This is a genomic window from Streptomyces abyssomicinicus (assembly GCF_008974245.1).
Taxonomy (GTDB): Bacteria; Actinomycetota; Actinomycetes; order Streptomycetales; family Streptomycetaceae; genus Streptomyces; species Streptomyces abyssomicinicus.
In genome coordinates, this window is the sequence record NZ_BBZI01000006.1 from 498132 (window position 1) to 510638 (window position 12507).

Below are 12507 nucleotides of genomic sequence, written 5' to 3' on the forward strand. Positions count from 1 at the left end.
ACAGGCGGGCCTTATTCGGGGAGAGCCTCGAGCGCGTGGCCCACGAGGCCCAGCAGGGTCTCGATCACCGAGATCCGGCTGCGCGCGTCCATGATCATGACGGGCACGGCCGGAGGTATGGAGAGCGCCTCCCGGACGTCCTCGGGTTCGAACCGCTCGCTGCCGTCGAAGTGGTTGACGGCCACCACGTAGGGCAGCCCGCAGCTCTCGAAGTAGTCCAGCGCGGGCCAGCAGTCCTTGAGCCGGCGGGTGTCCGCCAGCACCACGGCGCCGACCGCGCCGCGGGCGAGGTCGTCCCACATGAACCAGAAGCGCTGCTGGCCGGGGGTGCCGAAGAGGTAGAGGACCAGGTCGTCGTCGAGGGTGATGCGGCCGAAGTCCATCGCCACCGTGGTGGTGGTCTTGCCCGGCGTGGCGGTGATGTCGTCGGTGCCCACGCTGGCCTCGGTCATCAAGGCCTCGGTCTCCAGCGGCTTGATCTCGGAGACCGCGGCGACCATGGTCGTCTTGCCGACGCCGAACCCTCCTGCCACCAGGATCTTGGTGGCCACCGGGGCCCGGTTCCGGTCGGTCTGCCAGGGCCGGAGGTCCTCCTCCTCGGCCGCCTCGACGGCGTCGGAGACGGTGGGGTTCACGACGTCAGAGACGGCGAAGGCCATGGAGCACCCTTTCGAGCAGTGCGCGGTCGGGTCGGCCGGAGGCGTGCCCGGACCCGTACACGCGGATCTTTCCCTGGTCCGCGAGGTCGCTCAGCAGTACGCGGACGACACCCAGCGGCATCTTGAGCAGCGCGGCGATCTCCGCCACCGTGCGCATCCGGCGGCAGAGCTCGACGATGGCGCGCATCTCCGGCATCACCCGGCTGACGAGCGAGCCGTTCGGCAGCTCCTTGCGCTCCGGGGGCGCGTCCAGCGCCGCGACGAACGTCTCCACCAGCAGCACGTGGCCGAAGCGGGTCCGGCCGCCGGTGAGCGAATAGGGCCGCACGCGGGCGGGCTTGCGGTTCTCCCCGCCGCGCACCGGAAGCTTGGGGGCACTCATCGTCCGCTCCTCACGGGGCCGGCCTTGCGTTCCAGCGAGTCGCGCAGCTCGCTGCGGAGTTCGGGGGTGAGCACGTGTCCGGCGCGGCCCACGAAGAGCGCCATGTGGTAGGCGATCACGCTCATGTCGCAGTCGGGCGAGGCGTGCGCGCCCAGGAGCGAGCCGTCGCTGATCGCGGTCACGAAGAGGCTCCCCTCCTCCATGGCGACCATGGTCTGGCGGACTCCCCCGAAGTCCAGCAGCTTGGACGCGCCGACCGTGAGGCTGCCGATGCCGGACACCACGGTCGCCAGGTCGGCGGCGGATCCCCGCGGACCGGTGGGGGCCTTGGCCTCCTTCCGTTCCGCGGCGGTGTGGTCGGCCGGGTCGGAGGAGAGCAGGAGCAGCCCGTCGGAGGAGACGACCGCCACCGACAGGAGTCCGGGCACCTCCTCGACGAGGTTGGTCAACAGCCAGTGCAGGTTGCGAGCCTCACTGCTCAGTCCGACGGTGCTGGGCGCGGTCAACTGCTTGCCTCCTCGACGGTGCCCCCCATGGCCTGCTCCGATGCGGTCCCCTGACCCGGGCGAGGCGCGTCGGCGTCCTCGTCGTCCCGGTCCCCCCGCGTGCCCGGCGCCCCCTGAGCGCCCGGCTCCCCGTTCTTCGCGTTCTTCCCGTTCTTCGCGGCCAGCTCGGCCTCGATGTCGCGCCGGCCGGCCTGCGAGCCCTGGCGGAACCCGCCCAGCCTGCGCCGCAGCGCCTCGGCGTCCACCCCGCCGGTGCGCGGACGCGGAGCCGGGGCCGACACCACCTTGGGTGTGCGCTTGGGCAGGCCCTTGTCGGTCACCGGCTCGGCCTCGGCCTCGTCGGCGGCCCGCTCGTGCCGCTCCGGCCCGATCGCGTACGGGTCGGCGGCCTCCCCCTCGCCCACGACCCGGCGCTCGGCCTCCTCGCCGGACATCTGCGCGGGGAGCCGGAGCGTCGCCGTCTCCTCGGCCGCCGTCTCGTGCCGGTCCCCACCGGCCCGGTCGGCGCCCGTTCCGTCCGCGGCGGCGGCCCCGGCCGGCGCCCCGCCCGCCGCCGAGGCGGTCGCCCCGGTGGCGGCGTCGCCGGTGGCGGAGGTGGCCGCCGTGGGCCCGCCCGCCGGTCCCGCGGCGTCCGCGGTGCCTGCGGTGTCCACGGCGTTAACGGCGTCTGCAGCGGCGGCCTCCGCTTCGGTGGGCCGCGCTTCAGCGGCCTCCGCTTCGGCGGGTCGCGGGGCGGTCTGCGCGGCGGCGGCCTGCGCCTCCGCGGCGCTGATGGCCCGCTCGGCCGCGGCGATGGCGGGGTCGGCCGGCTCCCCGGCGGTCACCGCGGGCGCCGCGGGCGCCGCGGTGACGTCCAGGCCGGTGCCGTCGCCCTCCCCCGCGACCGTCTCGGCCCGCGGCTGCGGAACCGGGGCGGGACCCGCCTCGAGGGCCTCGGCGGCGAGCCGGTCCTCACCGGCGGCGTCGGGCGCCGCGCCGCCCCGCACGGCGGCGGCGGACGCCGTGCGCCCGGGCAGCACGTTGGAGTTGGCCTCCGCGTCCGCCCCCGGCAGCGAGGTCGGCGCCCCCGGCTTGCCCACCGGCGCGGTGGTGACCGGCGCCGCGGCCGGCGCGGCGGCCAGCAGCGACGTGGGCAGCACGGCCACGGCCGTCACGCCGCCCTGCTTCTGCTCCCGCAGCCGCACCCGCACCCCGTGCCGGTGCGCGAGGCGGGCCACGACGTAGAGGCCGAGGCCCAGCCCTTCCTCACCCTCGGGGCCGTGCGGCTCCTCGGGGTCGAACTCGGCCAGACGCGTGTTGAGCCGCTCCAGCCGGTCGGCGGTGACGCCGATGCCCTCGTCCTGGACGGAGAGCATCACCTCGCCGCTCTCCAGCAGCCAGCCCGACACCTCCACCGGCAGCTCCGGCGGCGAGAACGCCGTGGCGTTCTCCAGCAGTTCGGCCAGCAGGTGGCTCAGGTCGTCGGCGACGAAGCCCGCGAGGTGCGCGGCCGGCGGCAGCGCACCGATCCGCACCCGCTCGTACCGCTCGATCTCGCTGACCGCGGCGCGCACCACGTCGACCAGCGGCACCGGTCCGGCGTGCTGCTGCCCGTGCTCGACGCCCGCCAGCACCAGCAGGTTCTCGCTGTGGCGGCGCATCACGGTGGCGAAGTGGTCGACCTTGAAGAGCGTCGAGAGCCCCTCCGGGTCCTCCTCGCGCGCCTCCAGCCCCTCGATGACGGTGAGCTGACGCTCGACCAGTCCGAGGATCCGAAGCGCCAGGCTGACGTAGGCGCCCTCGACGGAGTTCTGCGACCGGTCCAGCTGGTCCCGCGCGCTCTTCAGCTCGGCGCGCAGCTCCTCGCGTGCGTCCGCCATCCGCTGCCGCTCGCCGATCAGGTGCTTGCGGTCGGCCTCCAGCGTGGTCAGCCGCTCCTGGAGGGCGAGCGCGTGGCCGTGCAGGGTGTTGACGGAGCGGACGACCTGGGCGAACTCGTCCTTGCGGCCGGTGAACCGGATGGGCTCCTCGCCCTCCGGGTTCTGCGCGAGCCTGGCCGAGCCGAGCCGCAGCACGGCCAGCGGCCGGGTCAGCGAGCGGGCCAGCGCGGTGGCGATGCCGACGGCGACCAGCAGCAGCGCGACCAGCGCGGCGATGCGGATCTCCAGCTCCGTTACATCGTTGTCACGCAACTCCACGAGGTCCTTCACACGGCCTTCGTAGAGCGAGGACTCGGCACCGCGCATCAGGTCCAGCCGGGCGGAGAGCGCGGCGGCCAGCTTCTCGGGGTCGGTGGCCAGGTCCTTGTCGTTCATCACCGGCTGGTCGGTGAGGCTCTCCAGGTACTTGCCCGCGGCCTCCGACTCCGGGCCGGTGACGGTGGAGTCGAACGCGGCCGCGGTCCGGTCGGGCGCGGTGGCGCGGAACTCGGTGAGCGCGGCGTCGGAGCGGACCTGGGCCTGCTGGGCGGCGGCGGTGAGGGCGTCCCGCTTGGCGGCGTCGGCCTCGGAGGTCACCGAGATGGTCGTGGTGGTGCCGGTGACCGGGTCGTAGGCGGGGGTGCTGGTGCTCGGCACGGCCAGCGCGGCCAGCAGCAGACCGCGGGCCGCGGCCGCCTGCTGGACGGCGGAGTCCAGCTCGGCCAGCGCGTGCGCGCCGGCGCCGGCCCGGGGCGGCATCCGCTCGGCCAGGTCGCCGGCGAGCCGGTGCAGCTCGGCGATGGCCCTGGAGTACGCCTCGTGCGCTTCGAGAGCGGTGCTCTTGCCGGAGAGCGCCGCTCGCCGGACGGTGGCGATCTCGTCCAGGTCGGCCCGGAGCGCGGCCGGGACCTCGGCGTCGGCCCGCAGATCCTCTATCTCACGGTCGACGCGCGCGCCCCGCTGCTCGGACGGCGCCCGGGTCTCGGGCCTCCCGGCGGCGATGTACGGGGTGACCTCGTCCCGCTCGTCGGCGAGGGCGTGGGCGAGGGTCAGCGCGTCCTGGGTCTGCTCGGTGAGCGCGACCAGGTCCTTGCTCTCGTCCAGCCGCCCCACGGCGGAGAGGATGGAGGGGGTACCGGCTCCCGCGACGGCGGCGGCCACCACGGCCACCGCGACGATGAGCCGGTTGCGTACATGCGTGGCACGGCCCCGGCCCACCTCGCCGCCGGCCGGGGCGGAGGCGCCCGGGGTGCCGGTGGTGGTGGGCGAGTTCTCCGTACCCTCGCGGGAGGCCTTCTTCTTGCCCGTACGCCGAGGCCGCGTCTTCTGCACCGGTGCTCGCATTCCTGACTCGTGTACCCAAGGCCCGGGTGACCTGCCGTCAACTGGGGCGACACTCACCCGGTACGGTTCCGGTTTTTCGGTGTCCGACCCTCCCAGTGCCGGTGGGCGGTGACCGGTCATCAACCGTCCCGCCACCCGAAGGAGTGAACATCGGAGGGTAGTTGAGGGGCAAGTTCCAGCCTCCCACCCGCGCGGTCGTCCGTGCGAGCGTCCGGAGCGCCGGGTGGACGACCGTCACGGTCTTTGGCAGGATTCGCCGCCACACCTTCACAATCGCGCCGGTTTCCCCACCAACCGGGCACGGACGGGGAGTTCCGCAGCGTCCGGTTCGCCACCGGCAGACGCCCTCGCGGTGACCGGCCGGGCCCGGGGCAGACTGGCCCCATGCGCACCGATCTGGTCTCCGAGCCGTCCGAACTCGGCCTTCCCAACGAGGACTTCGTTTCCGTCGGACTCCCCGCCTCCGGTCTCGGCGGGGCGCTGGTGGTGCTCGACGGGGTGACTCCCCCACGCGGCGAAACCGGGTGTGCGCACTCCGTGCCCTGGTTCACCGCCCGGCTCGGCGGGGCGCTGACCGAACTGTCCCTTTCCCGGCGGGATCTTCCCCTGGCGGAGGTCCTCGCCGAGGCGATCGGGCGGACGGCGGCCGCCCACGCGTACGACTGTGACCTTTCTCACCCACGAACGCCGCAGGCCACGGTGGTGGTGGCGCGTTGGGACGCGGAGACGGTGGAGCACCTGGCGCTCGCCGACTCGGTGCTGCTGATCGAGCGGGACGGCGGGGAGGTGACCGCCCACACCGACGACCGGCTCGCGCGGATCCCCCGGGAGCGGTTGCGGTCCGCGGCGGTGGTCGACGCGACGCTGCGCAACAAGGAGGGCGGCTTCTGGACGGCGGCGGCGGACCCCGGGGTCGCCGCGCGGGCGGTCACCGGCACGGTGCCGCGGGACGGGGTGCGCTCCTTGACCGCCCTCACCGACGGGGCGGCCCGCTGGGTCGAGGTCTTCGGGCGGGGCGGCTGGGGCGACGCGGTGTCGCTGGTCCGCGAGCGGGGCGCGGCGGCGCTCGTCGCGGAGGTCCGCGCGCTCGAACGGGCCGACGCCGAGACCCGCGCGTACCTCGGCCCCTCCAAGACCCACGACGACGCCACCCTCGCCCACCTCCACCTCTGATCCCCGGCCCGCCTCCCCGCGAGCGACCGGTCCAGCTCCTCCCCCGCAGGTAGCCGCCCCAGCCCTCCCCACGGGCAGCCGACCCGGCCGTCCCCTGCGAACAGCCGACCCAGCCCCTTCTGCGGGCGAGGGGGAACAGCCCTCTCTGCGGGCGGCCGAGACGACCCGTTCCACGGGCGGCTGGGCCGCCCAGCAGGCGATGGGGGCACCCCCCGCTCGAGCGAAGTCGAGAGCTCGGGGGAGGGCAGGCACCGGCGGCGCATACGCACGCGACCCCACACCCGCGGAACCAAAGCACGGGCTACGCGCAACCGCCCCAGTCCCTCCCTCCGTGGAACCGACCCGGCCCTCACCGCGAGCAGCTGAACCCGCCCCGCCCGCGAGGACCAAGACAGCCCCGTCCACGAGCAGCTGAGCCCGTCCCGTCTGCGAGCGGCGGCCGGGACAGTCCCGTCTGCGGCCGGGCGGGCCGCCCAGGAGCGCTGGCGGCACCCCCTGCTCGAGCGAAGTCGAGAGCTCGGGGGAGGGCGGGCGCAGACGGCGCGTACCCACGCGACCCCACGACCACGGGAGCCACGCCCCCCGCGCCCAGGCGCCCCGCACCCACGCGACGTCACGACCACGGGACCTGAGCACACCGCGGCAGGCCTCCCGTACGCACGCGAACCCCACAACCGCGGAACGCAAGCCCCCGCGCCCAAGCCCCGCACGCACGCGGACCCCACGGCCACGGGAGCCACCCGCACCACGCGCCCGCCCCCGCGTTGCGGCCCAACCCCACCGGGGTGAGCATGGCGGCAAGGTGCCCCGCCGCCGGAAGGACCCCGCGTGCGCAGACCCCGCCGCAAGGCAGCCTCCGTGACCACCGCCCTCGCCACCGCGCTCCTCCTCGGCGCCACCGCCCCGGGCCCGGGCCCGGGCACGGGCATGGGCACCGGCCCGGGCCCGCACCCTGACCCGACCACCGCCCCGGCCCCGGGCGACGGCCCCTCCGCCGAGGGGGACCCCGCCGCCGCCACCGCCCTGGCCGCCCGCCTGGTGACCCGCGCCGACGCCCACGACGCGTACCGCCACCTCGCCGCCTTCCAGCGCATCGCCGACGCCAACGGCGGACACCGCGCCGCCGGCACCCCCGGCGGCGACGCCTCCGCCGCCTACGTGCGCGACGCCCTGCGCGACGCCGGTTACCGGGTCACCTCGACCCCGTTCGAGTTCACCTTCGCCGAGACCCTCGCCGAGAAGCTGACCGTCACCGCCCCCGGCGGGCCCGCCCGCGACGTCGACGTCTCGCTGATGACGTACACCGTCTCCACCCCCGAGGGGGGCCTCACCGCCCCCCTCGCCGCGCTGCCCGAGGAGGGCGACTCGACCCCCGGCTGCGAGCCCTCCGACTACGCCCCGCACGACGTGCGCGGCAAGGTCGTCCTGATCCCGCGCGGCGCCTGCTCGTTCACCGAGAAGCAGAAGGCCGCGGCCGACGCCGGCGCCGTCGCCGCGCTGATCTCCAACAACACCGAGGGCCCCCTGCACGGCACCCTCGGTGACCCCTCGGCCGCCGCCGTCCCCACCGGCGGGGTCACCCGCGAGGACGGCAGAGCCCTGGCCGCGGCGGCCCGGACCACCGCGCGGGCCGAGGACACCGCGGACGCCCCGCACACCGGAGAGACCCCTAACCCCGGGGAGGCCCCGCGCACCACCGTCACCCTCGACCTCCGCGAGCGCCGCGAGCAGCGCACCACCCACAACGTGACCGCCGAGACCCGCGGCGGCGCCCCCTCCCGCACGGTGATGCTCGGCGCCCACCTGGACTCCGTCACCGAAGGCCCCGGCATCAACGACAACGCCTCCGGCTCGGCCGGCCTCCTGGAGGTGGCCCTGGAGCTGGCCCGGGCCGAGCACCACCCCGCCCAGCGGGTGCGCTTCGCCTGGTGGTCCGCCGAGGAGTTCGGGCTGCTGGGCTCCACCGCCTACGTGGACGCCCTGCCGGCCGACCGGCGCGAGGACATCCGGCTCTACCTGAACTTCGACATGATCGCCTCGCCGAACCACGCGTTGTTCGTCTACGACGGCGACGACTCCGACGGCGTCGGCGCGGGCCCCGGCCCGGCCGGCTCGGCCCAGCTGGAGCGGCAGCTCACCGGCTTCCTCGACCGCCGCGGCCTCTCCCACCTCGGCACCGATTTCAACGGCAGGTCCGACTACGGTCCGTTCATCGAGGCCGGCATCCCCTCCGGCGGAGCGTTCACCGGCGCGGAGGGGATCAAGACCGAGAAGGTGGCCGCCCTGTTCGGCGGCGAGGCGGGCAAGCCGTACGACCCGTGCTACCACCGGGCCTGCGACGACCTGGACAACATCTCCATGGCCGCCTTCGACGCCAACATCGACGTGATCGCGCACGCGGCCGGCGTCTACGCCCACGACCTGTCGTCCCTGACCGCCCCCGCCCCGGCGACCGCCCCGGCCGCCACCACGGCGACCGGCGGCGGCCTCCACCCGGGACACGCGGGCGTCGAGCGCTGACCGCGCGGAGGCGGGACGCCGTGGCCCACCGGACGCCGGGGTCCCGCCATGCGCGAGGTTCCGCCGCGCGCCCGGGGTTCCGCCGCGCGCCCGGGTCCCGCCGGGCGCCGAACCCGCCGGGCCTCAGCCCAGGGCCAGCGCCCGCACCCGGTCCAGCGCGCCGTTGAACCGGTTGTGGTCACCGACGATCGGCCCGGTCGAGGTGTACTGCCACATCGTGTAGTACGGCCACCCGGCCGGCAGCGTCCCCACCGCGGTGGCGTACCGCGCGACCCAGAGCGGGTTGGTGGCGCCGAAGCCGCCGTTGTTCCCGGTGCACTGGGTCCACCAGCTGGTGGCGGTGTAGATCACCGCGTCGCGCCCGGTCCGCGCCTTGTAGGTGGTGACGAAGTCACGGATCCACGCCACCATCTGGCTCTGCGTCTTCCCGTAGCAGGCGGCCCCGTACGGGTTCCACTCGATGTCCAGCACACCCGGCAGGGTCTTGCCGTCGCGGGACCATCCGCCCCCGTTGTCGACGAAGTAGTTGGCCTGGGTTGCGCCGCTCGTGGTGTCCGGGGTGGCGAAGTGGTAGGTGCCGCGGATCATCCCGACGTTGTACGAGCCGTTGTACTGCTGCGTGAAGTACGTGTTCTTGTAGTACGTGCCCTCGGTGGCCTTGACGTAGGCCCACTTCACGCCGCTGTTCCACAGCCCGGTCCAGTCCACGTTGCCCTGGTGGCTGCTGACGTCGACGCCCTCGGTCTGGGTGGCGGCGGCCCCGATGCCGGAGGGCGTGCCCTGCCGGCCGTCGTGGGCCAGGACGCCCATGCCCAGGTGGGCCGAGCCGCGGGCGGGGACGGCGCCGGCGGAGCCAGGGGTGGCGCCGGCGGAGCCAGGGGTGGCGGCCGAGGCGGGGGTGGCGGTGAACGCGGCGAGGGCCGCGAGGAGCGCGCCGGCGAGGACGGCGCGCGAGGGTCTGAGCACGGACATGCGTACCTCCGGTGAGGGGAGCTGAAAGCTGCTGCTTGGCGCGAACATGTCAGTGGTGCCGGGATCGACGCTACGCCCGTAGAGCTCCCCCGAAAAGAGCGCCCGCCCCCCGCTCCGGCCCGACGGATCCGCCGTTCGCCGGAATCCGGCCACCGCGCTTGGCAGGATGGAGGCCATGTCCGCCGCGCACACCCCGGCACCGGCCGGGGAGACCGAAGCCCCTGTCGTCGTGGACCGCCGCACCGGCCCCCACGGCGAGATCGTCCTGCGCCGCCACGGCGCGCTGCTGCAGATCATCGCCAACGGCTGCTTCCTGATGGACACCTCCGACGGCCGCTCCGAGCGCCTGCTGGTCGACGCCGCCGCCCGCGCCCTCGACGAGGCGGGCGGCCGCACGGAACCGCACCTGCTGATCGGCGGCCTGGGTGTCGGATTTTCGCTCGCACACGCCGCGGCCGACCCTCGATGGGGCCGGATCACGGTGGTCGAGCGCGAGTCCGCGGTCATCGGCTGGCACCGCTCCGGGCCCCTGTCGCACCTCACCGCCGAGGCCCTCGCGGACCCGCGCACGGAGATCGTCGAGGCCGATGTGATTCGTTATCTGGATGTGACTTCCCGCACCTGGGACGCCCTGTGCCTGGATATCGACAACGGCCCCGGATGGACCGTCGACGAGGGCAACGACAGCCTCTACTCACCGGCCGGACTCGCAAGCTGCGCAAGGGTTTTGCGGCCTGACGGAGTGCTGGCGGTGTGGTCCGCCCAGCCGTCCGCGAAATTCGAAGGTAGCTTGCGGAATGCCGGATTCCGGCAGGTGCGTACCGATCAGGTCCCCGTTGCCCGAGGAGTCCCCGACGTGGTGCACCTCGCGCTGCGGCCCGGGATGGCTCTCGCCGGGTGAATCCCCGTACGCTGCCCCTTGGCGCCGATCACCGGCGCCTTGACCGCAGGCATGGGAATCACCCCACGGATTCCGGAAAGCACACCAGGGGCGGGCGATGGAGCAGACACACACCTCGCACAGCGGAAGCACGGCGACGCAGGGCGCGCAGCGCAGAGTCCTGGTGGTCGAGGACGACCCGACGATCGTCGACGCGATCGCGGCCCGCCTGCGCGCCGAAGGATTCCTGGTGCAAACGGCGGGCGACGGACCGGCCGCCGTGGACACCGCGGAGGCCTGGCAGCCCGACCTGCTGATCCTCGACGTCATGCTGCCCGGCTTCGACGGCCTCGAGGTCTGCCGCCGCGTGCAGGCCCAGCGTCCGGTGCCGGTGCTGATGCTCACCGCGCGCGACGACGAGACGGACATGCTGGTGGGCCTCGGCGTCGGCGCCGACGACTACATGACCAAGCCGTTCTCCATGCGGGAGCTGGCGGCGCGCGTCCACGTGCTGCTGCGCCGCATGGAGCGCGCGGCCCTGGCCGCCGCCACGCCGCGCTCCGGCGTGCTGCGCCTGGGCGAGCTGGAGATCGACCACGCCCAGCGCCGGGTGCGGGTCCGCTCCGAGGACGTCCACCTGACGCCCACCGAGTTCGACCTGCTGGTGTGCCTGGCCAACACCCCGCGCGCGGTGCTCTCCCGTGAGCAGCTGCTGGCCGAGGTGTGGGACTGGGCCGACGCCTCCGGCACGCGGACCGTCGACAGCCACATCAAGGCGCTGCGCCGGAAGATCGGCGCCGAGCGCATCCGGACCGTGCACGGCGTGGGCTACGCCCTGGAGACGCCGACGCCATGACCAGCGACCCGGCGGGCGGGAGCCCGGTGGGCGGGCGCAGACCGTACGGGCCGCCGTGCCCCCGGCGGGGCATGCGCCCGTTCTCGATCAAGACCAAGCTGTGCGTCCTGGTCGTGGCCTCGGTGCTGATCACCACGGGTTTCCTGCTGATAGCGCTGCGCACGGACACCGAGCTGCGCTTCGTCATGGTCTTCTCCATGATCGCCACGCTGCTGATCACCCAGTTCGTGGCGCAGTCGCTGACCGCGCCGCTGGACGCGATGACCGGCGTGGCCCGGGCCATAGCCCACGGCGACTACGGCCGCCGGGTCAGCGAGAACCGGCGGGACGAGCTCGGCGACCTGTCCCGGGCGATCAACCGGATGGCCGACGAGCTGGACACCCAGGACCGCCAGCGCAAGGAGCTTGTGGCGAACGTCTCGCACGAGCTGCGCACCCCCATCGCCGGCCTGCGCGCGGTGCTGGAGAACGTGGTGGACGGCGTCTGCGAGGCGGACCCGGAGACCATGCGGACGGCGCTGCGGCAGACCGAGCGGCTGGGCCGGCTGGTGGACACCCTGCTGGACCTGTCCCGGCTGGACAACGGCGTGGTGCCGCTGAAGGCCCGCACCTTCGAGGTGTGGCCGTACCTCTCGGGGATCATCAAGGAGGCCGGGATGGTCGCCGCCGCCCGCCCGGGCCTGGCGTCCGGCTCCGGCACCCACACCCGCAGCGACGTCCACCTGCACCTGGACGTGCAGCCCACCCACCTGACCGCGCACGCGGACCCCGAGCGGCTGCACCAGGTGCTCGCCAACCTCATCGACAACGCGATGAAGCACAGCCCGGCCCGCGGCCGGGTCACCGTGCGCGCGCGGGGCGGCCCGTACCCGGGCTCCCTGACGCTGGAGGTCCAGGACGAGGGTCCGGGCATTCCGCGCGCCGAGTGGCACCGCGTCTTCGAACGTTTCAACCGGGGCTCGGCCGCGCCGTCCCACGGTCCGGGCAGCGACGGCGGCACCGGCCTCGGTCTCGCCATCGCCCGCTGGGCCGTCGAGCTGCACGGTGGACGCATCCGCGTGGCCGAATCCGATCGCGGGTGTCGCATACTCGTCACCCTTCCGGGGACGCTCCCGGAGCAGGGTTGACGTAAAGTTCGAATCAAGAACCCTTCAAGATCGAGCGGCGTCCGCGCCGGTCGGGCACGTGTGAGCACGTGGAAGGGGGGAACAGGCGCGTACAGAAGTCGTGCGCGGCTTCCACCGTCGTGCCCGTACACACCTGTTTCCTAGGGGAACCCCGGTTGTTTCCCGCCATTTCCGCCGCCGAAACACGTCT

Annotated in this window: 10 protein-coding genes; 5 read left to right on the top strand and 5 right to left on the bottom strand. The window is 74.2% G+C overall.

Translation table 11 applies throughout. The features are described from left to right. Positions 1-11: 11 nt before the first annotated feature. From GBN72_RS09670 to GBN72_RS09685, 4 genes are read right to left on the bottom strand one after another with little or no spacing between them, the layout of a single operon-like run. Positions 12-659, bottom strand: coding sequence for a GTP-binding protein (locus GBN72_RS09670; RefSeq protein WP_151771301.1), 648 nt, complete (start codon positions 657-659; stop codon positions 12-14). Continuing rightward, the gene (locus GBN72_RS09675; RefSeq protein ID WP_151771302.1) at positions 640-1041 is read right to left on the bottom strand and encodes a DUF742 domain-containing protein; all 402 of its coding nucleotides are present in this window, start codon (positions 1039-1041) and stop codon (positions 640-642) included. Before GBN72_RS09675 ends, GBN72_RS09670 begins: the two co-directional genes overlap by 20 nt. Further along, entirely contained in the window at positions 1038-1547 is a 510-nt protein-coding gene (locus tag GBN72_RS09680; RefSeq protein ID WP_151771303.1) for a roadblock/LC7 domain-containing protein, read from the bottom strand. The genes GBN72_RS09675 and GBN72_RS09680 overlap by 4 nt, the downstream gene beginning before the upstream one ends. After that, positions 1544-4777, bottom strand: a complete 3234-nt coding sequence (locus tag GBN72_RS09685; RefSeq protein ID WP_246212390.1) for a sensor histidine kinase — start codon at positions 4775-4777, stop codon at positions 1544-1546. The genes GBN72_RS09680 and GBN72_RS09685 overlap by 4 nt, the downstream gene beginning before the upstream one ends. Positions 4778-5173: 396 nt before the next feature. Here GBN72_RS09685 and GBN72_RS09690 point away from each other — a divergent pair, with 396 nt between their 5' ends. Further along, the gene (locus GBN72_RS09690; protein WP_151771305.1) at positions 5174-5962 is read left to right on the top strand and encodes a protein phosphatase 2C domain-containing protein; all 789 of its coding nucleotides are present in this window, start codon (positions 5174-5176) and stop codon (positions 5960-5962) included. A gap of 828 nt (positions 5963-6790) precedes the next feature. Beyond that, positions 6791-8482 carry a M28 family metallopeptidase gene (locus GBN72_RS09695; RefSeq protein WP_246212391.1) on the top strand — a complete coding sequence of 564 codons (1692 nt, stop codon included), beginning with the start codon at positions 6791-6793 and terminating at the stop codon, positions 8480-8482. 123 nt (positions 8483-8605) lie between these two features. Here the strand turns inward: GBN72_RS09695 and GBN72_RS09700 are convergent, their stop codons facing one another. Further along, entirely contained in the window at positions 8606-9454 is an 849-nt protein-coding gene (locus GBN72_RS09700; protein WP_151771306.1) for a lysozyme, read from the bottom strand. A 175-nt stretch (positions 9455-9629) separates the two neighbouring features. Between GBN72_RS09700 and GBN72_RS09705 the strand changes: the two genes are divergently transcribed. The 3 genes from GBN72_RS09705 (at position 9630) to GBN72_RS09715 (ending at position 12317) form a co-directional block, all read left to right on the top strand. After that, positions 9630-10355 carry a spermidine synthase family protein gene (locus GBN72_RS09705; protein ID WP_151771307.1) on the top strand — a complete coding sequence of 242 codons (726 nt, stop codon included), beginning with the start codon at positions 9630-9632 and terminating at the stop codon, positions 10353-10355. Between the two features lie 97 nt (positions 10356-10452). Continuing rightward, positions 10453-11190: a response regulator transcription factor gene (locus GBN72_RS09710; RefSeq protein WP_151771308.1), complete on the top strand. Its 738-nt coding sequence runs from the start codon at positions 10453-10455 to the stop codon at positions 11188-11190. After that, positions 11187-12317: a sensor histidine kinase gene (locus GBN72_RS09715; RefSeq protein ID WP_174887102.1), complete on the top strand. Its 1131-nt coding sequence runs from the start codon at positions 11187-11189 to the stop codon at positions 12315-12317. Before GBN72_RS09710 ends, GBN72_RS09715 begins: the two co-directional genes overlap by 4 nt. The last annotated feature ends 190 nt before the right edge of the window (positions 12318-12507 follow it).